This is a genomic window from Streptomyces sp. NPDC014891 (genome assembly GCF_043081085.1).
Classification (GTDB): Bacteria; Actinomycetota; Actinomycetes; order Streptomycetales; family Streptomycetaceae; genus Streptomyces.
This window is the reverse complement of sequence record NZ_JBIBWF010000002.1, coordinates 554,372-578,989: the sequence shown is the minus strand read 5'-3', so window position 1 is coordinate 578,989 and position 24,618 is coordinate 554,372. Positions and strand designations below refer to the sequence as shown.

Here is a 24,618-nt window from a genome sequence, read left to right as displayed (position 1 = left end):
CCACCGGACCCTCGGCCGGCCCTCCGGGATACCCCGTGGGGGATCTGACAGACTCTCCGGCCCCGCTTTGACCCGTCGCAGGGCGTGGCCGGACCATCGCAGAGCGAGGCTGCACGGGCCGGCCCCCGGTTAATGCCCCAGGCCGGGGGCCGTGCCTGTGCGCCTCGCCTTGATCCGCCGCCGTAGGCTTGCCGCCATGGGGCTGCGCGCGGAACTGCCGGTCGTCGGGGTGGTGGCCGCCGGCGGCGCCCTCGGCGCATCCGCCCGCTACGGCGCGGAACTCCTCGCGCCCACCCCCGAAGGCGCCTTCCCCTGGACCACGCTCACGGTCAACGTGGCGGGCTGCGCCGTGCTCGGCGTCCTCATGGTCCTGCTCACGGAGCGGCCCACCGAATGGTCCTCCGCGCCCCCGCACCCGCTCCTCCGGCCGTTCCTCGGCACCGGGTTCTGCGGCGGGTTCACCACCTTCTCCACCTACGCCCTCCAGACGGAGCGGCTGCTCGACGGCGGCGACCCGACCCGCGGTGTGCTCTACCTGGGCGGCACCCTGGTCACCGCGCTCGCCGCCGTCTGGGCCGGGGTCGCCGTCACCAGGGCCGCCGTACGCGCGAGGACGGGGCGGGCGTGAACTGGCTCCTCGTCGTCGCCGGAGCCGCCGTCGGCGCGCCCCTGCGCTACCTCGCGGACCGCGCGGCCCGCGCGCGCCTCGGCTCCGCCTTCCCGTGGGGCACCCTCGCGGTGAACACCGCCGGGTCGTTCCTCCTCGGCCTGCTCACCGGGATGGCGTCGACCCAGGTCCACCTGCTGCTCGGCACCGGCCTGTGCGGGGCGCTCACGACGTACTCGACGTTCTCCTACGAGACGTTGAAGCTGTACGAGGGCGGGGCGCGGGGGCGCGCGGTGCTGAACGTCGCCGCGAGCCTGGCCGCCGGACTCGGCGCCGTGTGGCTGGGAGTCCGGGCGGCCGGGCCGCTGTGACCCGGGGCGGCCGGGTGGGGGTCAGGCGGTGATCCAGTCGCTGGTCGCGATCACCGGCTGCACGCCGTCGCGGTGGACGGTGCCCTCGATCAGGCCGTACATCCGGTCGGCGGCGAAGTAGACCTCGTTGTCGTTCTTGAGGCCGAAGGGCTCCAGGTCCACCAGGAAGTGGTGCTTGTTCGGCAGGTTGAGCCGCACCTCGTTGACCGTGGAGACGTTGTCCAGGACCCGGTCGGCCATCGCGTGCAGCGTCTGCTGGAGGGAGTAGCTGTACGTCTCCGCGAACGCCTCCAGCATGTGACGGCGCACCTTCTGGTACGAGCGGTCCCAGTCGTGCTCCTCGTCCGCGGCCGCCGGGGCCGAGTTCGCCCAGCGCGCGGTGACCTTGGTGGCGAGGATCCGGTCGTAGGCCTCCTTGAGGGTCGTGTACTCGTCCTTGATGAAGCCGTGGAACTCGGAGTTCGTCGAGTTCATGACCGTGAGGTCCTTGAGGCCGGAGATGACCTGGAGACCGGTGTTCGCCGAGTAGGTGATCTGCGCGGTGCGGACCTCCTGGCCCTTGCGGGCGAAGGAGTGCTGCTCCTTGCGGGTGGGGACGGAGATCCGCTCCCAGGCGTACTCCTCCACCCGGATCTGCGCCTCGTGGATCACCGCCTGGGAGGTCACGAAGTGCTTGGCCAGGAGGATGCCGAAGGCCTCGGGGGAGGCCACGCCGTGCTCCTTGGCGAAGGCGTACACCGTGTTCTTGGTGGTGTCCGTCGGCAGGCAGTTGCCGTTGTCCCCGGTCAGGTGGACGTCGCGGTACTCACCGCGCAGCGCCACCGACACGTTCAGGTCGCGGATCTCGTGCCACGCGCCGTCGTTGCCCTTGCGGGTCACGGCCACGATGCGGTTCTCGGCCTTGCCGTACTGGTTCTGCGCCAGGACGTGCTTGCTCATGTGCTGCTCAGCTCCTGCGGGTACGTGGATACGGATATCCCGTACGCCCGGCGTCCAGCGTCCCCGTCGTCCCCGAGGGTTCCGCTCCCCGCCGTCCGGCCCGTGAACGGCGGACCGCCCCGGGACTGACGAGCATCCCGGTCCGTAGGTGTCGCTCGAAGATATGTCCCCTTCCGGCCACTGGCAATGGGTGGGCGCCGAACCCGGCGGGGGCCCGCGGGCGGTGGGCCACGTCACCCGGCCGTACGGGACGCGTCAAGACGGGCATGGACGGCGTTAGGGGCACGTCAACGAAGGCGGCGGAGCGGCCGGGGAGAGGTTTCCTCGTCTCGTCCGAGAATCCGTTCTTCCTTCTTCCTGCATCCGGGAGCTCACGATGGCCGACGTGGCCTTCGTCGTCACCACGATCGCGGTCTTCGCGCTGGTGGCCTTCATCGCCAAGGGGGTGGCCAAGCTGTGAGTGCCGAGAACATCGTCGGATTGCTGGTGGCCGCCGCCCTGCTGGGCTATCTCGTCCTCGCCCTCGTCAAGCCCGAGAGGTTCTGAGAACAGATGAGTCCCGTTCTTGCCGGAGTGCTCCAGCTCCTGGCGTTGGTCGTCGCTCTCGGTCTGTCGTACCGGCCGCTGGGCGACCACATGGCGAAGGTGTACTCCTCGGAGAAGCATCTGAAGCCGGAGAAGTGGATCTACCAGGCGATCGGCGCGAACCCGTCGGTCGAGATGCGCTGGCCGGCGTATCTGCGCGGGGTGCTGGCCTTCTCCGCGGTGAGCGTGCTGTTCCTGTACCTGCTCCAGCGGGTGCAGGGTTCGCTGCCGGGTTCGCTCGGTTTCGTGTCGATCGACCCGGACCAGGCGTTCAACACGGCCGCGTCGTTCGTGGCGAACACGAACTGGCAGTCGTACTACGGCGAGCAGGCCATGGGCCATGTCGTGCAGACCGGTGGTCTGGCGGTGCAGAACTTCGTGTCGGCGGCCGTGGGCATGGCGGTGGCGGTGGCGCTGGTGCGGGGCTTCGCCCGGTCGCGTACGGGTGAGCTGGGCAACTTCTGGGCCGACCTGGTGCGGGGTGTCGTCCGGATCCTGCTGCCGATCTCGGTGGTCGGTGCGCTGGTCCTGGTGGCGTGCGGTGCGATCCAGAACTTCGCCGGCATCCACGAGGTCGGCCAGTTCACGGGCGGGTCGCAGCAGTGGAACGGCGGGGCGGTGGCCTCGCAGGAGGTCATCAAGGAGCTGGGCACGAACGGCGGCGGTTACTTCAACGCCAACTCGGCCCATCCCTTCGAGAACCCCAACGGACTGTCGAACCTCTTCGAGGTCTATCTGATCCTGGTGATCCCGTTCGCGCTGACGCGGACGTTCGGCCGGATGGTCGGCTCGCTCAAGCAGGGGTACGCGATCCTGGGCACGATGGCCGCCATCTGGGTCGGTTTCACCGCGCTGATGATGTGGACCGAGTTCGCGGGCAGGGGCCCGGCGTTCGACCTGGCGGGCGGGGCGATGGAGGGCAAGGAGACCCGGTTCGGCATCAGCGCGTCCGCGATCTTCTCGGTCGCAACGACCCTGACGTCGACCGGCGCGGTGAACTCCTTCCACTCCTCCAACACCGGTTTCGGCGGCGGCATCAACCTGCTGGGCATGCAGCTGGGCGAGATCGCGCCCGGCGGTGTCGGCTCCGGCCTCTACGGCATGCTGATCATGGCGATCATCGCGGTGTTCATCGCCGGTCTGATGGTCGGCCGCACCCCCGAGTACCTGGGCAAGAAGATCGGCACCCGCGAGATCAAGTTCGCGGCCTGCTACATCCTGATCACCCCGGCCCTGGTCCTGTGCTTCACGGCGGCCTCGTTCGTCCTGGACACGCCGTCGCACTCGATGACCAACTCCGGCGCGCACGGGTTCTCCGAGATCCTCTACGCCTACACCTCGGGTGCGAACAACAACGGTTCGGCGTTCGCGGGTCTGAACGCGGACACGCAGTGGTTCAACTCGACGATCGGCATCGCGATGCTGCTGGGCCGGTTCCTGCCGATGGTGTTCGTGCTCGCGCTGGCGGGTTCGCTGGCGGAGCAGAAGCCGGTGCCGGAGACGGCTGGCACGCTGCGGACCGAGAAGCCGCTGTTCACGGGCCTGCTGGTCGGCACCATCATGATCATCACCGGTCTCACCTACTTCCCCGCCCTCGCGCTGGGACCGCTCGCCGAAGGGCTCGCAGCATGAGCACCATCACTCCCACCCGGCCCCCGCAGTCCGGGGCGCCCGGCGGCACGCAGGCCGGGGCCGGACGCGTCGGCGGGGGCCTGTTCGACCCCAAGCAGCTGGTCGCGTCCTTCCCCGACGCGATCAGGAAGCTCGATCCGCGGGTGATGGTCAAGTCGCCCGTGATGTTCGTGGTGCTGATCGGCTCGGTCGTCACCACGGTCCTCGCGGTGAGGAACCCGGGGGACTGGTTCGGCTGGGCGATCACCGCCTGGCTGTGGCTGACCACGATCTTCGCCAACCTGGCGGAGGCGGTCGCCGAGGGCCGCGGCAAGGCGCAGGCCGACACCCTGCGCAAGGCCAAGACCGACACGGTCGCCCGCCGGATCATCGGCACGAACGAGGAGCGGGTCCCGGGCACCGAGCTGAGGATCGGTGATCTGGTGGTCTGCGAGGCCGGCGACATCATCCCCGGCGACGGTGACGTCGTCGAGGGCGTCGCCTCGGTGGACGAGTCCGCCATCACCGGCGAGTCGGCTCCCGTGATCCGCGAGTCCGGAGGCGACCGGTGCGCGGTCACCGGCGGCACGAAGGTGCTGTCCGACCGGATCGTCGTGAAGATCACGACGAAGCCCGGCGAGACGTTCATCGACCGGATGATCAGCCTGGTGGAGGGCGCGGCCCGGCAGAAGACGCCGAACGAGATCGCGCTCGACATCCTGCTCGCCTCGCTGACGATCGTCTTCCTGTTCGCGGTCGTGACCCTGAAGCCGTTCGCGATCTACGCGGGCGCCGACAAGCAGACCTCACTCATCGTCCTCACCGCCCTGCTCGTCTGCCTGATTCCGACCACGATCGGCGCGCTGCTCTCCGCGATCGGCATCGCCGGCATGGACCGGCTGGTCCAGCGCAACGTCCTCGCGATGTCGGGCCGCGCGGTCGAGGCCGCCGGCGACGTCTCCACGCTGCTGCTCGACAAGACCGGCACGATCACCCTGGGCAACCGTCAGGCCTCGGAGTTCGTGCCGGTCAAGGGCACCACCGCGGCTGAGCTGGCGGACGCCGCCCAGCTGTCCTCGCTGGCGGACGAGACGCCCGAGGGCCGCTCGATCGTGGTCCTCGCGAAGGAGAGGTACGGCCTGCGCGAGCGCCACCAGGGCGAGCTGGCGCACGCCACCTGGATCGAGTTCACCGCCCAGACCCGCATGTCGGGTGTGGACGTGGACGGCAAGCAGACCCGCAAGGGCGCGGCCGGATCGGTCGTCAACTGGGTCCGCGAGCAGGGCGGCGAGGTCGCCGACGACGCCGACACCCTGGCCAACCGGATCTCCGAGGCCGGCGGCACGCCGCTGCTCGTCGCGGTCAAGGACGACAAGGGCGCGCGTGTCCTCGGCGTCATCCACCTCAAGGACGTCGTCAAGGAGGGCATGCGGGAGCGGTTCGAGGAGCTGCGCCGCATGGGCATCAAGACGGTCATGATCACGGGTGACAACCCGCTGACCGCGAAGGCCATCGCCGAGGAGGCGGGGGTCGACGACTTCCTCGCCGAGGCCACCCCCGAGGACAAGATGGCCCTCATCAAGCGGGAGCAGGCGGGCGGCAAGCTCGTCGCGATGACCGGTGACGGCACCAACGACGCCCCCGCGCTCGCGCAGGCCGACGTCGGTGTCGCGATGAACACGGGCACGTCGGCCGCGAAGGAGGCCGGCAACATGGTCGACCTCGACTCCAACCCGACCAAGCTCATCGAGATCGTCGAGATCGGCAAGCAACTCCTCATCACCCGGGGCGCGTTGACGACCTTCTCGATCGCCAACGACGTGGCGAAGTACTTCGCGATCATCCCCGCGATGTTCGCCGTCGCCTACCCGTCGCTGGACAGGCTCAACATCATGGGCCTGGCCTCGCCCGAGTCCGCGATCCTCTCCGCCGTGATCTTCAACGCGCTGATCATCGTCGCGCTCGTCCCGCTCGCCCTCAAGGGCGTGCGCTACCGGCCCTCCAGCGCCGACTCGATGCTCCGGCGCAACCTCGGGATCTACGGCCTCGGCGGCCTGATCGCCCCGTTCATCGGCATCAAGATCATCGACCTCCTCCTCTCCCTCATCCCCGGAATCGGCTGACCACGATGAACAACTCAGCAGCGAACACCGGCCGCGTGCTCTGGGCGGGCCTGCGCGCCCTCCTCGTCCTCACCGTGATCTGCGGCGTCCTCTACCCGCTCGCCGTCACCGGGATCGCGCAGGTGGCCTTCCCCGGGAAGGCGAACGGCTCCGAGGTCACCGACGCGAGCGGCCGGGTCGTCGGCTCCGAACTCATCGGCCAGACCTACAACCTGCCCCTCAAGGACGGCGAGGAGACGCCGACCCCGGACCTGAAGTGGTTCCAGCCCCGCCCGTCCAACGGCCTGGGCACCAACAGCGTCAACACCCAGTACTCGATCATCCTCTCCGGCGCCACCAACCGCTCCGGCGACAACGAGGACCTGATCACCTGGGTCAAGGACGCAAAGGCCGCCGTCGTCAAGGACAATTCGACGGCCGACTTCAAGGTGAAGCCCTCCGACGTCCCCGCCGACGCCGTCACCTCCTCCGGCTCCGGCCTCGACCCGCACATCTCCCCGGAGTACGCCAGGCTCCAGGTCCACCGGATCGCCGAGAGGAACGACCTCACCGTCGCCCAGGTAGACAAGCTCGTCGCCGACCACACCGACGACCGCATCCTCGGCTTCGTCGGCGAACCCCGCGTCAACGTCCTCCAGCTCAACATCGCACTCAGGCAGCTGGTGGCGGAGAAGGGGTGACGGGCCGGGCCGCCGGAAACCGTTGCCCCGCCGGAACCCGCCGGAACCCGCCGGAACCCGCCGGACCCCCCGAACGCCGACCGTGGCGGCCGGGGGTTCCGGCGTGCTCCGGGTTCCGGCGTGCTCCGAGCTACGGCGTGCTCCGGGCTACGGCCAGGCAGCACCGGGTAGGCCGCAGGCCGCCCTCCCCCCCCGGTACGCCGTCAGGCCGCCCTCCCCCCCCCCGAGTACGCCGTCAGGCCCCCGGCAGCACCCGGGTCTCCGCCGCGGGAAGCCCCTTGACCCACCAGTGGTCGTAACGGCCGTAGACGCGGCGGTCCCGGGCGGCGAGGAAGCCGTCGAGGGCCGCGGCCTCCTCCGCCAGCTCCGCCCAGACGCGGGCGGGCAGCGGACGGAAGGCCGAGACCTCGACGCCTTCCCCGACCGGACGCCAGACCCCGGCCACGTACCCGTCGACGAGCACCGTCGGCAGCGTGTCGCCGTTCACCCGGATCACCTGCCTGCGGTACTCGGGCGGGATGACCCGGCCGCGGTCCGCGTAGGCCAGCAGGACGCTGTCCCACATCGCCATCAGGCGGGGCGGCGCCGGGACGTCCTCGTCCGGCCGGGGCGCGCCGGGCACGTCGTGGAGCACGGTCCCGCCCGGCCCCTCCTCCTGCTCCAGGCCGTCCTCCAGGAGCCGCACCGCCTCGCGCACCCGCCCCCGCGGGGCCTGCGTGAACTGCGCCATGTCCGCGAGGGACGCCGGACCGAAGCCCTCCAGGTAGCGCCGGAGCAGCACCGCGAGACCGGCCGCCGAGGCCTCCGGGTCGCCCAGCACCGGCAGGGGCGCCGCGGCCGTCACGAACGACTGGGCCGTGCCGAACGACCACGGCGGCCCCGTCGGCGCGTGCCACAGCGGCGCGTACTGCCGGATCATCCGCCACACGACGGCCTCCACCGGCCCGCCCCGCGCCGCCTCCAGGTGCGCCCGCAGCTGGGCCCCGGCCCGCGCCTCACCTGCGTACGCGAGGAGGCCGGGCAGCAGCCCGTCGGCGTCCTCGGCCGTGAACCCCGCCGCCTTGAACCGGGGGTCGTGCAGCCGCGACCCCCGCAGCGCCGGCTCCATGCCCTCCCGGAAGGCCTGGTAGTCCCCGGCGTGCACCAGGTGCAGCGTGAGCCGCATCAGGGTCGACCTGACCAACGCGAAGTCCGCGAGCGCCCTGTCGAGCGACTCCGGGGCGAAGCCGGCGACGCGGTTCCACAACGCCACGTAAGGCGAGCCCGGTTGCTGCGCCTGCACGGCCACCACCCGCCGTACGGCGTCCCCGACGCCGATCGGCGCCCGGTCGAGGAGGAGCTGCCGGGCGAGAGTGGACCGGTTGAGGGCGCGCGCGGTGATCACCATGGCGCGATTGTCCTCCCCGGCACCGACACCCGGGGACGGAGCCGTGTTCACCGAGGGCTCGCCCCCATGTCGCCCACCCGACGCCCACCGTTGTGGCCGGAACTGGACCATGAGGCGCCTCCACGGGCGACTTTCCAGGTGTTCAAAGGGAGTTCAGATGAATCCGCGCCTCCTGCGCCGGCCCGCCGCCGTCGTTCTGCCGCTGTCCGCCGCGCTCGCGCTGACCGCGGTCGTGGGGACGGCCGAGGCCGAGCCGGCGCGGCACGGCACCGCCGCCCGGGTCGTCTCCACCTCGACCCTGCCGGACATCCCGCTGGGCGCCTTCAGCAACGCCCTGCTGCCCGGCACCGTCGACGACGACCGGGACGTCGACCTGGGCGGCATCGGCAGCGACCTGTACCCGGCCGGGCGGAGCGGCGAGTACTGGACCGTCACCGACCGGGGTCCCAACGGCCAGATAGAGGTGGGCAAGGACAAGCGGCGCACGTTCCCCGTACCAGGCTTCGACCCGGCGATCGTCAAGGTCCGCGCGGTCGGCGACCGGATCCGGGTGCTGAAGTCCATCCCGCTCACCACGGCCTCCGGCGCGCCCGTCACGGGTCTCCCCAACCAGCCGGGCCGCGACGAGGCCCCGTACGACCACAGCGCCACGACCCCGCTCGCGTACGACCCGAACGGCCTCGACACCGAGGGCCTGGTCCGCGACCGCGACGGCAGCTTCTGGCTGGCCGACGAGTACGGTCCGTCGCTGGTGCACGTCTCCGCCGCGGGCCGGGTCCTGGCCCGCCACGTCCCCCGGGGCCTCGCCCTGACCGGCGCCGACTACCCGGTGGTCGAGTCGCTCCCGCCGATCTTCCTCAAGCGCAAGATCAACCGAGGCTTCGAGGGGCTGGCGCTGCTGCCCGACGGCGACCTGGTGATGGCGCTGCAGAGCCCCCTGCTCAACCCCGACAAGGCGGCCGGCGAGGACTCCCGCACCACGCGCCTGCTGCGCTTCTCGCCCCGCAAGAACCGGGTCACGGCGGAGTACGCGTACCGCTTCGACCCGGTGGGCGTCGTGGAGCCCGGCCAGACGAAGACCTCGGAGCTGAAGATCTCCTCCGTCGTCGCCCTGGGCGGCGACCGCCTGCTGGTCCAGGAGCGCACGGACAAGGCCTCCCGCCTGTACGAGGTACGGCTCCGCCGCGGCGCCGACATCCTCGGCTCCCGGTGGGACGGGACGGCGAGCCCGACGCTGGAGCAGCTGGACGACGAGGCGGCCGCCGATGCACCGGTCCTGCAGAAGCGCCTGGTCGTCGACCTGAACACGGTCGCGGGCGTCCCCGGCAAGATCGAGGGGATCGCCGTCGAGGGCTCCTCGACCCTGGTCCTCCTCAACGACAACGACTTCGGGATGACGGACGGTCCCGGGGCCTTCGACGCGAACGGCCGTCTGGTCGACAGCGGAGTGGAGACCACCCTGGTCCGCGTCCGGCTGCCGCACCGGCTGCGCTGACCGGCTGCCGGTCCGACCCGCGACCGAGGGCGCCTCCGGGGGGTGCGGGTGGGGCACGCGGTCGCTCAGGCGGGCCGCGTCGACGTGAGGACGCCGATCTTGTCGATGCGGTGCTCGGGGTTGTTCTGCGCGTCCCGCCAGTAGTTGCCCGCCGCGTTGTCCTCGGGCGTCGCGCAGGTGGAGAGGGTGATCATGGCCCGGGTGGGCTCCCGGCCCGGTTCGCCGGGCACGGCGGCCCGCTGCTCGGCCAGCGAACGGGCCGAGCGGAAGGACGTCGAGCGCGTCTCGACGATCTCGTACGTGTAGACGGTGCCGCCCGCCGTGACGTGCACGAGGTCCCCCTTCTCGACGGCGGGCAGCTCGCGCAGCGGTCCGCCCGCGGAGAGCCGGTGGGCGGTCACCAGGTAGTTGCCGACCTGCCCCGGCCCCACGCCGCCGCGCGCGCCGTGCGGACTCGCCGCCACACCGCGGTCCTGGATGACGGTGCCGGCGCGGTCGTCGGTGGTCCCCTCGTACGGCAGGACGTCCAGGCCTTCGACACCGATCGAGGGGATGGAGAGCTCGGCGGCGACGGGCCCGCGGGGCGAGGGGGCCGGCGGCGTCGCGGGCGTACCGGAGGGCGACGGGGGAGCGGCGCCGACGGCGGCCGGCACGGCGGGGCCGGGGGGCAGCGCCGGGTCGGGGGAGGGGGCCGGAGCGCCCGCCGCGGGGCGCCCCGGGTCGGAGGCCGAGGTCGGCGCGGCGGACGGGGGCAGCGCCGGGTCGGGGGATGAGGGCGGCGCGGCGGACCGGGCGGCCGGCGTCACCGGTCCGTGCGCGCCGGCCGGGGCACCGGCTCCGGCGTCGCTCGCGCACCCGGTCGCGGCGGTGAGGCCCGCGACGGCAGCGGCGACGGCGGCGACGAGAACGGAGCGCGGCCCTCGGCCTCTGCTCCGCCCCTTCCACGGGGACACGCCACGTACGGCAGCCATGTCCCCAGAATGACGCACCTCGGCCGCCACGGCACCCACGGCGGCCCTCACCCGTGCGGGCGTACGGCCGACGGCCCGCGTCCCGGGGCGTACGGGCTGCGGTCCGGAGCCCCCCGGGCGCCTGGCGGTCAGCGCTGAGCCCCGCTGCTCCCTGCTCAGGTCGGCGTGTCCGCCGCTCGGGCCGGTGCGTGTCTGCCGCTCGGGCCGGTGTGCCCGCTGCCCGGGGCGGTGTGTCTGCGGCTCAGGCCGGTGTGTCCGCGGGGACGGCCGGCGGGCGGGGGCGGGTGCGCAGGCCCCAGCGGGCGACCGCGGGGCCGGCCGCGCCGATCCCGGCGAAGAACACCGCGAGGACCAGCCAGCCCGCCGTGCCGAGGCCGAGCACCACGGTGGTGAGGATCGCGGGGGCCAGGGCCTGGCCGGCGGAGAAGCCGAGGCCGAGGAGGCCCTGGTACTGGCCCTGGGCGTGGTCGGGGGCGAGGCCGAAGCCCAGGGCGAAGCCCGCCGAGGACTCCCCGATCTCCCCGAGGCTGTGGAGGAAGATCGCGGTCAGGAGCAGTCCCGCCGCGACCCAGACCGGGGTGTGGCCCGCCAGGGCCATCAGCGGGCAGCTGACGAGGAAGAGCAGTCCCGCGTCGCGGAACGCCCGGCCGCCCTGCCGGGGGGTCTCGATGCGGGAGCCGAGCCTGGTCTGGAGCAGTACGCAGAACGCCGCGTTGACGGCGAACAGCACCGCCACCGTCCAGCGGGGCGCCTCGGTGTGCTGGGAGATCCAGATCGGCAGGAGCAGGGACACCACCGGGTACTGCAGGCCCATGGCGCCGTAGAGGACGGTGAACGTCAGGTACGGGCGGTCCGACAGGGCGGGCAGACGGCGCTCCCGCGGGGGTGCGGGCAGGGGCGGGTACGAGGGCAGGAGGAGCAGGAGGACCGCGCAGAGGGCGAAGCTGGCGGCGTTGCCGAGGATCAGGGCGACGTACGCGCCGCGGGTGTCCGCGGCCACGGCGAGGCCGGCGCCGACCGTGCCGAAGATGACCCCGAGGTTGACGAAGGTGCGCAGCTTCGCCCGGAACAGGGCCGGGCGTTCGGTGCCGACCCGGGCCACGAGGGCGCCCCAGGCGGCCCCGCCGGCCGCGGCGGCGAGCTGGTCGAGGGTGGCGAGGAGGGTGAGCGCGGTCCAGCTCTCGACGAGGACGAGGGCCGCCATCGAGACCGCCTGGACCGCGAGGGCCGTCATCATGACGGTGCGGGCGCCGCGGCGGTCGGCGAGACGGCCGCCGGGTATCCCCGCGGCCAGGCCGACCAGCCCGGCGATGGTGAGCGCGGATCCGACCTGGGCTGCGGGCAGGCCGACGACGAGAGTGAAGTAGAGCGCGGACGCGGCGTTGAAGAGGCCGTTGCCGACCCGGTTGACGAAACTGGCGGCGATGAGCACGCGCTCGGGCCCGTTGTTCCCCACGACGCGGGCGACGCGGGCCGCGCGCTCGCCCGGACCCCCCTTGATCATGTCCAGCAGGCTAACAGCGGCCCTGGGGAGGGGGCGGCGGGGCAGCGGGGAGGGCGGGGGCGGCCGCGAGCGACGAGCGACGCGGGCCGGGCCGAGGGGGCGCGGAGGGCGGAGGGCGACATGCGTCGGACGGTGACGGCAGGCGCTCGACGGGGACGACACGCGTCGAGCGCGGGAACCGCACCCGTCGCGGATTACGAGACCGTCTCCCCGAGCTGTCTGCCGGCGCGGTCGGCCAGGTCCGCCCACGGGCGCGAGGCGAGGACGGGGACGCCGGCCGCGCGGGCCCGCGCGGCGAGCCACCGGCCGTACAGCACGCTGACGCGGGCGCGATGGCGCTGCGGTCCGGCCTCCGGCTCGCGGTGCAGGTAGTTGGCCGTCACCTGCGCCTCGTCGTCCTCGTGGAGGAGGAGCCCGCGGACCGGCCCTCCCGGTGTCACCGCCGGGGGCAGGAGGTAGTCGCCCTCCAGGACCACCGGGGTGTCGGTGCCCACGTGGTTGGCGACCACCGCCTCGACCGCCGGCGCCAGAGCCTCGGCGACCGCGATCTGCCGCTCGACCACCGCCTCGGGAGCCCACCGGGCGGCCTCGGGGTGCGTACGCCAGAAGTGGACCTCCGGGAGGTGCTCGGGGCGCGTGACCGCGAGGAGGGCCTCCACGATGTCGTCGACCTCGACGACGGGGACGTCGTACCGGCGCGCGAGGGCCCGCGCGACACCGGTCTTGCCCATCCCGGAGGCGCCCCCGACGACGAGCACCCGCCAGGCGGGAGGGCTCGTCGGCTCGTCGGGGCCGGGGATCGTGCGTGGCATTCCGTCGCTCCGGGGTCACCAGTACGCGGGTCGTGGGGGCCTCGCGAACCTATCAAGATCGACAACGGGCCGGCCGGGGGCGGCGATAAAGGGCGGCGGCCGGAAGGCGAGCGATGGCACAGTCGGGTCCGCGACACGGCAGTACGACCGCAACGGCGGGTCCGCAACAGCAGGAACGCACCGCGACAACCGGCATCGCAGCGACAACCCGCACCACAGGAACAGCGAACTGCACAGCAACAACCCACTGCACAGCAACAAACCCACTGCACAGCAACAAACCCACTTCCCAGCAACAACCCACGTCACAGCAGCGGTCCGGCACACACCCGCACCAACGAGGAGCCCACTTGATCGACGCAGTCCCCCTCACCCAGGTCTCGACCGAGGACGCCACCGCGTGGCACGCGGTCGTGGCGGCCTCGCTCGCCGCCGATCTGCCGGAGGAGCCCTGTCCCACGTTCGAGCAGACCCATGCCCGGCTCGCCGTCACCGGCCGGGACGACCGGCGTCTGCTGTGGCTGGCCGCCGAGGCCGACGGCACCGTGGTGGGGGTGGCCGGACTGCGCCTGTTCACCTCGGCCGGGCAGCGGCACCTGGCGGACCTGGAGTTGCACGTCACTCCGGACCGGCGGCGCGCGGGCGTCGGTTCGCACCTGCTGACGACGGCCGTGCGGGCGGCGCGGGACGAGGGGCGGCGGAGCATGGTCGCCGCCGCGCCGGGGGAGGGACCTGCGGGCGCCTTCTGCGCCGCCCGCGGCTTCCGGCGCGTGCTGGCCTTCGACCATCTTCTGCTGGACGTGGCGCACGCGGACACCGCGGAGGCGGACGCGGTGCACCCCGGGTACGAACTGGTCGGCTGGACCGGGACCGTTCCGGACGAGCTGGCGGAGGCGTTCGCCGCGGCGAAGAACGCGATGAACGACATGCCGACGGGCGATATGGACTACGGCAGCCAGACCTGGACGGCGGACCGGGTCCGCGCCATGGCCGAGGTGCTGGCCGAGCGGGGCGACCTGCTGCTGACGACCGCGGCGCTGGGCAAGGGGGAGATGGCGGGGTACACCGAGATCGTCATCAGGTCGGGGGAGGCCCGGCGGGCGCAGCAGTACGACACGGCGGTGGCGCCGGCCCACCGCGGTCACGGGCTCGGGCTGTGGCTCAAGGCGGAGATGGTGCGCAGGCTCCGGGCCGAGCACCCGGGGATCGGGGAGGTCGAGACGGACAACGCGCAGGAGAACACGCACATGCTGGCCGTGAACCGGCGACTGGGCTTCCGCTTCCACCGCAGTACGCACGAGTACCAGTTGGACCTCCTCGCCGACTGACGGAGCGGGGCGAAGCGGGAGGCGACCGGAACCGTAAAAGATAGTCTGCAACGAAACCATCTGCTACGGTTCCTGTATCCGTCCGGCGGGGCGGGCGCCGGTGTCGACGGCGCCCGCCCGTTCGGCGGCATCACCCCGACCAGTGAAGAGGGCTGCCCCATGAGCGAGCGCACCGTCACCGACGCACCCGCCGGCGCCACCCCGAACGACGGCCCGGCGCCCCGCGCGCTGACGGACGGGGAGCTCTCCCGGCTGCTGTCGCGGCAGCGGTTCGGTGTCCTCGCGAGCGTCAGGAGCACCGGTCACCCGCACCTGTCGACGGTCCTCCACGAATGGAGCGCGGAGGAGCGCGTCCTGAGGATCTCCTCCACCGCCGACCGGCTCAAGGTCCGCCAACTGCGCCGCGACCCGCATGTGGCCCTGCATGTGAACGGGCCCGACGTCTGGTCGTTCGCGGTGGCGGAGGGCGAGGCGGAGATCGTGGACCCGGCCGACGACGCGCCCGCAGGGGAGCAGCCGCTGCCGGACCGGCGCGTGGTCATCCTCGTCCGGGTGGCCCGCCTGTACGGGACGGCGCTGGACGTCCCGTCCGGGAACTGAGGCCGCCGGGCGGGCTCTTCACCCCCGGCGGCGGACGCGACGGTCAGCTGAGGACGGCTTCCATGACCTCGCCGACCCAGTACCGCAGCCGGTGCCGGCGACTGCAGAACCGCTTGGGACGCCGCCACCGCCCGTCGTCGAGCGGCCGATGACACTGCTTGCAGCGCTTGACGCGTGTCCGATCCCCCATGCCGACTGACTCTAACGACCCCCTCGGACAGCCGAGAACCCACGCCCCGCCCCCGGGCTCGCCCCCCTGAAAGCCCGCGAACCCACCCCTGACCAGTAAGAAGACCCTCCCGAAGGAGGGTCTTACGCGGAGCGCCCCCGGCAGGACTCGAACCTGCGGCCAAGTGCTTAGAAGGCACTTGGTGGATGGGGGAGTGGGGTGGTGCTGACCTGCGCCAACGGGCATGACCGTCGGCTTCTCCCGAAAACTTCGGGCGTTTTCGGGACGGCGGGGCTGTCAGTTGCTGCGGCTAGCGTACGGCGCATGGGAGCGAAGACGGCGCTACTGGCGTACGCGGACGGAGGTGTGGCCTCGGCGCTGAAGGCGGCCGGTGAGCCGACAGTCGAGGACACGGCAGCGCTGATCGCCCCAGTCTTCCCGGGCTGTCGTGCGGAGCCGACGGAGGGGGAGGTCCTGGGAGAGGCGACGTACCCGCCGGACGGCCTCACGTACGCAGCGAGTCTCCAGGGCGTGGACTTGGTCTGCGACCGGCGTCTGATGCTCGACCGCCCGTCGGGACTGCCGGCGCACCTCCTGGAAGCAGCAGCAGGCCGCCGGGTGATCCTGCACGCGCTGCACAGCGTCTCGGACTGGCTCGCCTTCGCGGTCTGGGAGGACGGCCGTCTGATCCGCTCGCTGAGCCTCTCCCCGAACGGCGGCATCGCGGAGAACATCGGCGACCCGTTCCCCTTCGAGATGCCCTACTGGGCGGGTGACCGTCCCGTGGAGTTCGACCCGGAGTGGGGCGAGGAGCCGTACGCGCTGCCCTTCCATCCGCTGGAACTGGGCAACGAAGCCCTGCGCGCCTGCTTCGGCTTCCTCCTGGAAGGCCGACCCGCCCCCGACGACGTCGACCCTGACGGGGTGCCACTGCTCGGTTTCCGCCTGTTCGCCGACAGCAATGAGCCGAGCAGCGGACACTGCCCGGACGATGGCATCCGCCTGAGATAGGTTGACGATTCACGTCTGCAAGGGGGTGCGACGGTGGCCGGTCTTGCTCCGGACGTCAAGTTCATCGCGGAGGGAATGATCCGCGGCTCCATGGGGCTCCTCGACACGATGCGGGGAGCGCGTGACACGGCTATCGCCGTCGGCCACGAACTGGCGCGGCAACACGGGATGGCAGGGGACGACGAGGCCGGGCGAGCCTTCGCCAAGGTGTACGTCTCGGCAGCCTCCGCGACGCTCGACAAGATGGGCTTCAGCTCCTACGTCCTTGGCGAGACGAGCAAGGGGCTGATGCGCAACGCCCGCGAGTTCATGGCCGAGGAGAGCCGGCAGGTCTCGGCCTTCCTGGGACGGCAGGCCGACCTCACAGCGGGGATGGGTGACCCCGGTGCCGACTGCACCGAGAACTACCTCGGGCTGGGCCAGGAGCTCCCCGAGGTGGTGGGGGAGACCGCCTGGTACCAGCAGTACGCCCCCGGCGGCGGCAGCGACCGCTTCCGTGGCTCGCCGGAGAAGATCCGGGACGTCGCCGGCTCCTGGCGTCACGCAGGGGTGCTCATGCAACGCTTCCTGGAGGACGCGCAGGCGTACGCTCTCACCGCGAGTAAGGCACACTCCGGCGAGGCCGCCGACGCCTTCCAGACGTACGTCAAGCACAGCGTCGGTCTTACCTGCCCGCCGGCGAAGGCGGAGGAAGGCGAGCCGCTGGTGACGAATCTCGTCGCCGCCTGCACGCAGATAGCCAAGGCATGCGACCGGTATGCCGAGCACGTGGAGTCTGCCAAGGGGAAGATCGCCGAGCGCAAGATGGACCTCTTCGCGGTCGACATGCCCTGGGACCAGCCGATGTTCGGCGGCAACGGATACGACGGCGGACTGCTCGACGCCGTACTCGGGGACTCCTGGATCCGGGACCTCGGCTCCGTGGGACATGCGCTGGACTCGTCCGCAGCCCGCATCAAGCTGCCCGCCGCAGACCCGCCGACAGCTCCCGCTCTCCCGGGGCTGCCGTTCCTGCCGCCCCTCATCCCGGCGCCTGCTCCCATCCCGATACCGATCGTGCTGGCCTCGTACACGGGACGGGCGCCGGCTCTGGCGCCGATGATCAACCCGGTCGACCCCGGTATCTCCTTCGCCGACCCCATTCCGCCTGTCCCGGGCACGACCCGTCTGCTCACCGCGGCGGAGCAGCAGCAGTTCCGCGCGTGGACGAACACCCTCCGGCCCGGCGGCCTGGCAGGCGGCGGTGGCCCGGCGGCCCCGGACAACGCCTACCAGCTCCGCGTGGCCGGCTACCCCGAGCGGGAAGTGCCGTTGCTCGGCAGCAAGCGCGGACTGATGGTGGACGGCATACGTCCCCTCGACGGCCACCTCGTCGAGGCGAAGCACGTGCGGGACCCGGACTGCACGAAGAAGAGCTTCCGCACGCTCGACAGGGTCGAGGAGACCCTGGCGAAGCCTGTGAAGATCAACAACCAGGGGAAGATCGCATGGGACCCCGTCGTCGACTCCATGTACGCGGGCGACGAGAAGGAACTCGTCCGGTACAAGCAGGCCATGGCCAACCCCGCCAACAGCGAGATCAGGGGTCTGGAGATCGTGACGAACGGCAGGGACAACGCCGTCTACTGGCAGTCCATGATGGCGATGACGGGCACGCCCGGCTCGACGCGGTACGTCCCCTGAGAACGAGGAAGACCATGGCCACGGAACGAAACATCCGGACGAACTTCGCCTTCTATCCCCCCGAGGGGAACGGCGGAGCCTGGCACGCCACGCTGGACTCCCTGGAGCGGGCGCTGCGCGAGGCGTTCCCCGACCCCACCATCGGGCATCGGAGGTCCGGCGTCCACGAGATGACCGTGCTGGACTTCGAGATCGAGCTGGCGCCGGACGTGTGGGTGGACGGCACCGCGGCCATCACCGAACCCGACTACGCCTACATCACCCTCACCGACGTGACCGCGGACGAAGCCGGCGCCTTCGCCGTCTGGCTGCGCGACTCCTTCGCTCCGACGCCCAACCTCGTGCGCTTCGCGAGCAGCCTCGCCATGGCGAACGGCGAGGACACCCCCTCGCCGCTGCCGATCGAAGGGGGCCGCGAAGACATCGGTGACCTGCTGCGCCGGCACCTCGACGCATTCGACTACTGACCGGCGGCCTATCAGGGGGCTGTCGCCTGTGTGACGCTGCTCCCCGTCGCTCTTATCGGCCGACGGAACGTAGGAGACCACGGTTTCACAGACCCGCATACCGCCCGCCGAGCCCAGGAGCGGGCCGGGCTCGAAGAGGCGGCCCGGTGGAGCAACGCAGGCCGCTCTGCCTCTGCCCGGATGGGACTTGTGCCGACACTGTCGGCGGGTGGCCGGAGCGCGTGCATCTCATCGGGCCCGTGCTGCCCGCCAGGCGTCGGTGATGCAGCCCTCCTCCATGTCCCACCACTCCTGGGCCACGCCGTGATCGAGGAGCCGCTGGACCTTTGCGAGGTCTACCTCCGGCGGCACATCGAGAGCGACCATACCGAACCGTTCGATCCCCTCTCCACCCACTCCCAGTTCCGCGAAGGCGTTCAGAACACTTTGCCGCGCTGCGCCAGATCCCTTGTCACGCAGCACGATCAGCCGGATCGTGCAGTTCTGCGACGGCGAGACCACCTGGCCCGCCCAGTGAACGCCGTCCTCGTCGGGGTGGGTGGTGAGGACATCTCCGCACGCCACGCCGCGTACGAACCAAGGAGTGTTGTCGAGTCGTACGGTGCCATCGCCTTGGTCGAGAGCCCACAGACTCTCCACTGAGGCAGGCGGCCAATCACCGTCCGTCTCAAGGCGGAAGTGCACCTTCACATGTTCGACTTCGGTCTGCGTCATCCGGTCAGGATGCACGATCTCTCCGATTCGGACCCGTGCGGCCCGTGCTTGAATCGGCGAATGATCGAATGGCAGTTGGCGAGGTACGGGCGCGGGCCGTACGACGAGGTTCCGCCCGTTCTCGAGCGGGTTCTGCGATCGCCGTCCAGCGATGAGGAGGCATGGCAGGAACTCTGGCACCTCCTGGCTACCGAGGGGCTCACCGTCTCGGCGGCGAGCTTTGCCGCGCTCCCGTATCTGCGGGATATCGCCTGCGCCGGTGAGACGACTGCCGTGGACCGGGCGTTGGACCTGGCCGGAGCAATCATGGCGGGAGTCCATCAGGACCACGGCGCCGACGATCTCATCAGGACCTTGGCTCCGGTGATCGTCGAACTGAAACAGATGGTCTCCCGGCGCCTCAACGACAATGACTTGTCAACGGAGACCGCGATGGCCCTCTTCCGCGCTCATCTCGCATTCGCCGGGGCGAGCGTGTGGAGCCTGGCAGAGTACGACTTCGAAGACGGCTTCTACGGGGTCGGCTGCCCTCACTGCCACCTCAGCGTCACCATCGCGATCGGTATCTACGGCCGCTACTCTGCCCATCGCGACTGGGACCAGGGAGACATCCGCCGCCGCCCCCTCAACCAAGCCGACCCGAGCGACCTCGACGGCTTGGCCGCATGGATGCACGAAACAGCCTGTGACCTCGGCTTTGCCCAGTTGGCAGAGGGGCTCACCTGGCTGTTCGGCCGCGCCGAATGCCCCGAATGCGCGAGCAGTTTTGTCATCGGGGACCAGTACGCGGCCGAGAATGAACCCCACCACTCATCTGACGGGCCCGTACCTGCTGGAGGTTGGTGACGAGGCCCGCACCGCGTGTTTCCCGCCACTAGCCGGTTCTGATCAATCAGTGGCTTGGCCGCTCCGGTTTAGGCAGTATGCGCTTGGGGCGGTGATCGAACCGGAGGGGATGCAGATGGCGATCAAAGTGCTGCCAGTGACGGGAGAGCAGCCTGACCTACTCAGTGCCGCCATCGCCCTGGGCGACCGGTACACAAAGCGTCTGGGCCTGCTCACGCCACCCGCGTACCGAAAGTACGCGGACGACGGTGGGCTGCTGGTCGCGCTGGAGGGGGACGAGCTCGTCGGCTACGCGCTTTTCGGGTTGCCCAAGCGCAGTCAGTACGTGCGTCTCGTGCACCTGTGTGTGGCAGAGGAACGCCGAGGGAGCGGGATCGCTGGGCTCCTGATCGCGGAGCTTCGCCGTCGCCAAGGACACCGGCTCGGCATCCGGGCCAGATGCCGGCGGGACTATGGGCTCAGTTCCATGTGGAGCGGTCTCGGCTTCGTGCCGAAGGGCGAGGGGCTCGGACGGGGCGGTGATCAAGAGACCCTCGATACCTGGTGGCTTGACCTCGGTCACGAGGATCTGTTCACCGAGGCACAGAGCGACGCCCTGCTGGTCGTGACGGTCGACTACAGCGTCTTCTCCGGGCTTCGCGGCACGGGTGCCGAGCGGGCTGTCGAGGAGTCGAGGGCCCTTGAGGCCGGATGGCTCGCAGACCTGATCGAGCTCACGTACACACCGCAGCTCCTCCTTGACGTGCGGGAGATCGAGAACCGCGATGAGAGGAAGCATCAACGCAACGGTCTGTCCCGGCTTCGCTCCGCGTCTCCCGATGCGGCCGCGGTATCGGCCCGCCAGCAGGAGTTGACCACGGCCGTCAGCAAGGAACTGCCGGAAGCGCCGATCGACGGCACGCTACGTGCCCGACTGCGGTACGTGGCCGAGACATCCTGCGCGGGTCTGCAGGTGCTGGTAACGCGTGATCCTGAGTTGGAGCGGCTGGCCGACATCGCCTGGGAAGTAGCACGCGTCAGGGTCGTCTCGCCGGCCATGGTGACCCTTCATGTGGACGAACTCCGCCAAGCCCAGGTCTATCGCCCGGCGGATCTCATGGGCACGGCGTTCTCCGCCGAGGAGGTCACGTCCGGAAGTGAAGGGGAGCTGGTCGCCTTCTTCGAGCAGGCCGACGGCGACAGTGGTACCGCCTTCGCGGAACGGCTGAAGGCCCTTGGCGCCGACGGAGTGTTGTGGCGAAGGGAGCTGCTCCGGGACGGTGACGGACATCCGGTCGCCCTGTACGCCTGGGCCATGGACGGCCGCACACTGAACGTCGCCTTCCTGCGGACCGCGGCACACCCACTGGAGGAGACGCTCGCCCGACAGCTGCTCTTCATGCTGAAGCGGCTGGGGCGGGAACGAGGCGCGCAGGTCGTCCGCATCGCCGATCCGTACCTCTCCCAGGCTGCCATGTCAGCTGCGGGCGCCGACGGATTCACCGAGGACGAAAGCGGCTTCACGGCCCTCATCGTCGACCTGTGCGGACCGGCCGAGGCCGTCTCCGAGGCGGCAGGAGCCATCGCGGAACGCGCCGGGCGTACGACACCGCGCCTGCCGGCTCAGGTGTCGCCTGAGATCGCGAGCGTGGCCGAGCGAGTGTGGTGGCCGGCGAAGCTCGTCGACACGGCGCTGCCTTCCTTCATCGCTCCCGTACAGCCCCGCTGGTCCACGGAGCTGTTCAACGTGCCGGCCATGCTCGTGCCGCGTGACGACGTGATCGGCATCAGTCGTGAGCATGTCTACTATCGGTCCGCCGGTCACCGTGGGGAGAGCGTCCCTGGCCGGATCCTTTGGTACGTCAGCGGAGGCACCGCGGGGCAGCAGGGCAAGATGGTGATCGGCTGTTCGCGGCTGGACGAGGTGGTCGTCGGCGATCCTGACACCCTCTTCTCGCGATTCGAACACCTGGGCGTATATGGTCGTGCTGAAGTGCGGGCGAAAGCCGAACCGGCGGGCAAGCTCATGGCGTTGAGGTTCTCGGACACAGAGATCTTTCCCGTACAGGTGACGCATTCGCGATTGACCGCGTTGGCCAAGGGGCTGGGGCTACCGTTGTCGCTGATGTCGCTGTCGAAGATCAGTAACGCGCTGTTCCAGGCCGTGTACGAAGAGGGGCACCGAAAGACGTGAGCGATCCGGAGCGCGCGATGCTGCTGTCCGTCCACCCTCGGTTCGCCACGGCGATCCTGGCCGGGACTAAGACGGTCGAGGTACGTCGTCAACGCGTCGCCGCCCCACCTGGAACCCCAGTACTCCTCTACGCGACCGCGCCCACGATGGCCATCGTGGGCATGGCGCGGATCGCCTCCGTGCAGGTCGCTTCCCCCCGCGAGGTCTGGTCGGCCAGCCGTACGAGCGCCGGAATCAGCCGGCGCGAGTACGACGAGTACATGAGCGGCGCGATCCGGGCCAGCGGTCTGTCACTTGAAGAGCCGATGGCCTTCGAGGACCCCGTACCGTTGGCTGCCCTTCGGGCCTCCGGATCGTTCCATCCGCCCCAGAGCTACAGGTACTTGACCTGCAACGACCTACGGTCGGTAGCTGCGGCGGTTCCCGACTCCAGCGGTTCACTCCACGGTGTTCTGCATGGCCTAGTGTCTGCCTAAAGCGGGCTGCGGATGGTTGTGTTCACGCAAGTTGCAGCCTGATTTCGGGATCACTCTGACCTCACGCCCAGATCGGCCATGTGCAAGTAGGGCAACCGTGTGGACTATTGGGAGGAAGGCGGCCGTTGCGCTGGCGGCAGTCACGGAGGATCGCGCGATGCTTCAAGTAGGCGAAGGCGCGCTCGGCGCGCGCCCTCACTCGGCGGTGTTCGGCGGGACGGTAAATCCCGCCGAAGTGTTGGCGGTGAGGGGTGGCGGGTCCGGTATTGAAGAAGACGTGGTCGGCCAGCATGGTCTAGCCCGCAGCCTGCAGGGCCCCCTTCTGTCTGCGGGTAATACGGGGGCCTGCCTGCCGCAACTTCACCCCTTGGTAAGTCTCCGCCGGAAACAAGTCACCTTCAACGCCTAAGATCTACAGGGAAATCCCATATGCGAGCTTAGGTGACACGCTTCAGATGGGAAGGCCCGGAATTCTTTCCTGCAGCGCGCTCAGCTGTCCCTGGAAACGCTTTATTGCGGCTTCGACGTCGTTCCGTTCCCCGCAGGCCGGTTCCTTGCGTTCCGACTTCGACCTCGAACGCGGCGAGCCGCTCGCCGCCGTCGTCGAGGCCCTCCTGGGCCGGGATCGTGGGCCGGAGCGGGAGGCGGCGTTCGCCCTGGTCGACGCGGCCCTGCGCGACAGCCGGGCCGAGGTCCGGGCCGAAGGCGCCTGGGCGGCCGACCGCGCCTGCATGCTCTCGCGCAGTGCCCCGCAGCAGTTGGTGGAGAGCCTGCGTGCGGCGGCTGTCGACGACAAGACAGTGGTGGACATGGCGTCTCTCTTGGGGCGGCTGGCCGACGCTGCCGAACCGGCTGCGGACGTGCTCGCCCCTCTCGCGGGACGGAACCTGGACCGGGAGGACGATCACGCCGACCGTGCTCTGGCCGCACTCGTGCTCGTCGCACCCGAGCAGGCTGCCCCGCTCCTCGCCGCCGGTCTCGGGCGCCGCCCGCGTGCCCTCGACGCGGCGACCGGACTGTGGGACTCAGAAAGCGCGGCCTTCCCGTTCGACAGGGAACTCCTCGATGCCGTTCGCTCCCGCCTCTCCCGGCCCGCGGCACTCCGCGGCAACGAACCATGGCAGCTGACCAGCCTGTTGGCCGGGTGGGGCGCCGAGGCGGCGGCTGCGCTGCCCGAGCTGTGCGCAGCGGTCCCGCACCTTCCTGGCCAAGCCTCACGTGCCCTTGTCTCCGTCGCGGCAGACTGTGCTCCGTCGGATCGCGACATGGCCGTCGCCGCGCTGCGTGCGGCAGCCCAACGGGACGTCCTCCCGGCGGCGAAGGCCCTGTACGACCTCACGGACGATCCCGCGCCGCTGCTGCGATGCCTCGAACCGGAACTCGGCCGTGGTGGCTGGGACCTGCGCGATGCCGCCAGGACCGCTGCCGCGCTCGGTTCCCGAGGAGCGGCTCTGGCGCCACTCCTGCGTGGGGCGCTCAGTGACCCGGGCAAGGACACCACGCCCGCGCTGGACACGGACACGGCCCTCGCCGAAGCCCTGTGGCGTGTCACGGGGGACCCGGAACCCGTCGTCGCCGTCCTTGCGTCGGTCTTCGACCGCGCCGCGCAGAGCCAGTGGACCCGCTGGTCGGTGGCGAGGGTCGCCCGGGCGACCGCGCTCCTCGGCCCGGCCGGTCGTCCGCTCACCGCCAGGCTGGAGGCGGCCCTCGACGATCCGGTGCAGGCGCCGGCCGCGGCGCTGGCCCTCGTAGCCGTGGCGGACCCTGCCGCTCTGGACCACGCCGCGCTCGCCTCGGCCGCCCTGGCGTCCGCCGAGTCGGACGCCGATCCGGCAGGGGCCTGCGACGCCCTGGAAGCCCTCGGAGGCGCCGCCCTGAACGGCGACCACCTGCGCCGGCTCGAAGTCCTCGCCGACGGCGACGCCCGGGTGGTCCGCTCGGGAGTTGAGAATCGCATCATCCGCCAGGACGAGGCCTTCCGGGAACGCGCCCGGGCGCTCCTCGCCACCTTCAGGAATACCGCGACGCCCTGAGTGAACGACCACGAGCGTTGTGCCGGCGGCGCG

Annotated in this window: 23 protein-coding genes and 1 tRNA gene; 16 read left to right on the top strand and 8 right to left on the bottom strand. The window is 70.9% G+C overall.

Features of this window, described 5'->3' with window-relative positions; all coding sequences use genetic code 11:
- Positions 1-196: 196 nt before the first annotated feature.
- Both crcB (ACF09E_RS07175) and crcB (ACF09E_RS07170) read left to right on the top strand, forming a co-directional pair.
- A complete protein-coding gene (crcB, locus tag ACF09E_RS07175; protein ID WP_392204247.1) occupies positions 197-628 on the top strand; it encodes a fluoride efflux transporter CrcB in 432 nt (143 codons plus the stop codon).
- The gene (crcB, locus tag ACF09E_RS07170) at positions 625-978 is read left to right on the top strand and encodes a fluoride efflux transporter CrcB (protein ID WP_392204246.1); all 354 of its coding nucleotides are present in this window, start codon (positions 625-627) and stop codon (positions 976-978) included. The genes crcB (ACF09E_RS07175) and crcB (ACF09E_RS07170) overlap by 4 nt, the downstream gene beginning before the upstream one ends.
- A 21-nt stretch (positions 979-999) precedes the next feature.
- Here crcB (ACF09E_RS07170) and pucL read toward each other — a convergent pair whose 3' ends face one another.
- Positions 1,000-1,917, bottom strand: coding sequence for a factor-independent urate hydroxylase (pucL, locus tag ACF09E_RS07165; RefSeq protein ID WP_392204245.1), 918 nt, complete (start codon positions 1,915-1,917; stop codon positions 1,000-1,002).
- A 456-nt stretch (positions 1,918-2,373) separates the two neighbouring features.
- On the opposite strand from pucL, the gene kdpF reads away from it, so the two are divergent.
- From kdpF to ACF09E_RS07145, 4 genes are read left to right on the top strand one after another with little or no spacing between them, the layout of a single operon-like run.
- Positions 2,374-2,463, top strand: coding sequence for a K(+)-transporting ATPase subunit F (kdpF, locus tag ACF09E_RS07160; protein WP_033204243.1), 90 nt, complete (start codon positions 2,374-2,376; stop codon positions 2,461-2,463).
- A 6-nt stretch (positions 2,464-2,469) separates the two neighbouring features.
- Positions 2,470-4,134, top strand: a complete 1,665-nt coding sequence (gene kdpA, locus ACF09E_RS07155) for a potassium-transporting ATPase subunit KdpA (RefSeq protein WP_392204244.1) — start codon at positions 2,470-2,472, stop codon at positions 4,132-4,134.
- Positions 4,131-6,236: a potassium-transporting ATPase subunit KdpB gene (kdpB, locus tag ACF09E_RS07150; RefSeq protein WP_392204243.1), complete on the top strand. Its 2,106-nt coding sequence runs from the start codon at positions 4,131-4,133 to the stop codon at positions 6,234-6,236. The genes kdpA and kdpB overlap by 4 nt, the downstream gene beginning before the upstream one ends.
- 5 nt (positions 6,237-6,241) lie before the next feature.
- Positions 6,242-6,916: a potassium-transporting ATPase subunit C gene (locus ACF09E_RS07145; RefSeq protein ID WP_392204242.1), complete on the top strand. Its 675-nt coding sequence runs from the start codon at positions 6,242-6,244 to the stop codon at positions 6,914-6,916.
- A gap of 235 nt (positions 6,917-7,151) precedes the next feature.
- On the opposite strand, the gene ACF09E_RS07140 is transcribed toward ACF09E_RS07145, so the two are convergent.
- Positions 7,152-8,303: a winged helix DNA-binding domain-containing protein gene (locus tag ACF09E_RS07140; RefSeq protein ID WP_392204241.1), complete on the bottom strand. Its 1,152-nt coding sequence runs from the start codon at positions 8,301-8,303 to the stop codon at positions 7,152-7,154.
- Positions 8,304-8,460: 157 nt separating this feature from the next.
- On the opposite strand from ACF09E_RS07140, the gene ACF09E_RS07135 reads away from it, so the two are divergent.
- Entirely contained in the window at positions 8,461-9,798 is a 1,338-nt protein-coding gene (locus tag ACF09E_RS07135) for an esterase-like activity of phytase family protein (RefSeq protein WP_392204240.1), read from the top strand.
- 65 nt (positions 9,799-9,863) lie between these two features.
- Here the strand turns inward: ACF09E_RS07135 and ACF09E_RS07130 are convergent, their stop codons facing one another.
- The 3 genes from ACF09E_RS07130 to ACF09E_RS07120 all read right to left on the bottom strand — a co-directional run bounded on the left by ACF09E_RS07130 (position 9,864) and on the right by ACF09E_RS07120 (position 13,085).
- On the bottom strand, positions 9,864-10,769 hold the full coding sequence (locus ACF09E_RS07130) for a class E sortase (RefSeq protein ID WP_392204239.1): 906 nt from the start codon (positions 10,767-10,769) through the stop codon (positions 9,864-9,866).
- Between the two features lie 241 nt (positions 10,770-11,010).
- Positions 11,011-12,273 carry an MFS transporter gene (locus tag ACF09E_RS07125; protein WP_392204238.1) on the bottom strand — a complete coding sequence of 421 codons (1,263 nt, stop codon included), beginning with the start codon at positions 12,271-12,273 and terminating at the stop codon, positions 11,011-11,013.
- A gap of 194 nt (positions 12,274-12,467) precedes the next feature.
- Entirely contained in the window at positions 12,468-13,085 is a 618-nt protein-coding gene (locus ACF09E_RS07120; protein WP_392204237.1) for a hypothetical protein, read from the bottom strand.
- Between the two features lie 350 nt (positions 13,086-13,435).
- Between ACF09E_RS07120 and ACF09E_RS07115 the strand changes: the two genes are divergently transcribed.
- Both ACF09E_RS07115 and ACF09E_RS07110 read left to right on the top strand, forming a co-directional pair.
- Complete coding sequence (locus ACF09E_RS07115; protein WP_392204236.1) at positions 13,436-14,413, top strand: GNAT family N-acetyltransferase; 978 nt, start codon at positions 13,436-13,438, stop codon at positions 14,411-14,413.
- 159 nt (positions 14,414-14,572) lie between these two features.
- Entirely contained in the window at positions 14,573-15,013 is a 441-nt protein-coding gene (locus tag ACF09E_RS07110; RefSeq protein ID WP_392204235.1) for a pyridoxamine 5'-phosphate oxidase family protein, read from the top strand.
- 43 nt (positions 15,014-15,056) lie between these two features.
- On the opposite strand, the gene ACF09E_RS07105 is transcribed toward ACF09E_RS07110, so the two are convergent.
- The gene (locus ACF09E_RS07105; RefSeq protein ID WP_392204234.1) at positions 15,057-15,203 is read right to left on the bottom strand and encodes a hypothetical protein; all 147 of its coding nucleotides are present in this window, start codon (positions 15,201-15,203) and stop codon (positions 15,057-15,059) included.
- Between the two features lie 132 nt (positions 15,204-15,335).
- A tRNA-Arg gene (locus ACF09E_RS07100) sits at positions 15,336-15,426 on the bottom strand.
- Positions 15,427-15,506: 80 nt separating this feature from the next.
- On the opposite strand from ACF09E_RS07100, the gene ACF09E_RS07095 reads away from it, so the two are divergent.
- Genes ACF09E_RS07095 through ACF09E_RS07085 form a run of 3 tightly spaced genes read left to right on the top strand, consistent with a single transcriptional unit; the run spans position 15,507 to position 18,343 of the window.
- The gene (locus tag ACF09E_RS07095; protein WP_392204233.1) at positions 15,507-16,193 is read left to right on the top strand and encodes a DUF6928 family protein; all 687 of its coding nucleotides are present in this window, start codon (positions 15,507-15,509) and stop codon (positions 16,191-16,193) included.
- A 33-nt stretch (positions 16,194-16,226) separates the two neighbouring features.
- Positions 16,227-17,876: a restriction endonuclease fold toxin-2 domain-containing protein gene (locus tag ACF09E_RS07090; RefSeq protein WP_361857961.1), complete on the top strand. Its 1,650-nt coding sequence runs from the start codon at positions 16,227-16,229 to the stop codon at positions 17,874-17,876.
- 14 nt (positions 17,877-17,890) lie between these two features.
- Positions 17,891-18,343 carry a hypothetical protein gene (locus ACF09E_RS07085; RefSeq protein WP_392204232.1) on the top strand — a complete coding sequence of 151 codons (453 nt, stop codon included), beginning with the start codon at positions 17,891-17,893 and terminating at the stop codon, positions 18,341-18,343.
- A gap of 228 nt (positions 18,344-18,571) precedes the next feature.
- Here the strand turns inward: ACF09E_RS07085 and ACF09E_RS07080 are convergent, their stop codons facing one another.
- Positions 18,572-19,057, bottom strand: coding sequence for a DUF4265 domain-containing protein (locus tag ACF09E_RS07080; RefSeq protein WP_392204231.1), 486 nt, complete (start codon positions 19,055-19,057; stop codon positions 18,572-18,574).
- A 60-nt stretch (positions 19,058-19,117) separates the two neighbouring features.
- On the opposite strand from ACF09E_RS07080, the gene ACF09E_RS07075 reads away from it, so the two are divergent.
- The 4 genes from ACF09E_RS07075 to ACF09E_RS07060 all read left to right on the top strand — a co-directional run bounded on the left by ACF09E_RS07075 (position 19,118) and on the right by ACF09E_RS07060 (position 24,585).
- The gene (locus ACF09E_RS07075) at positions 19,118-19,903 is read left to right on the top strand and encodes a hypothetical protein (RefSeq protein ID WP_392204230.1); all 786 of its coding nucleotides are present in this window, start codon (positions 19,118-19,120) and stop codon (positions 19,901-19,903) included.
- A gap of 91 nt (positions 19,904-19,994) precedes the next feature.
- The gene (locus tag ACF09E_RS07070) at positions 19,995-22,076 is read left to right on the top strand and encodes a GNAT family N-acetyltransferase (RefSeq protein WP_392204229.1); all 2,082 of its coding nucleotides are present in this window, start codon (positions 19,995-19,997) and stop codon (positions 22,074-22,076) included.
- A gap of 17 nt (positions 22,077-22,093) precedes the next feature.
- Complete coding sequence (locus tag ACF09E_RS07065; RefSeq protein ID WP_392204436.1) at positions 22,094-22,552, top strand: ASCH domain-containing protein; 459 nt, start codon at positions 22,094-22,096, stop codon at positions 22,550-22,552.
- A 554-nt stretch (positions 22,553-23,106) separates the two neighbouring features.
- Positions 23,107-24,585 carry a hypothetical protein gene (locus ACF09E_RS07060; protein WP_392204228.1) on the top strand — a complete coding sequence of 493 codons (1,479 nt, stop codon included), beginning with the start codon at positions 23,107-23,109 and terminating at the stop codon, positions 24,583-24,585.
- Positions 24,586-24,618: the final 33 nt, after the last annotated feature.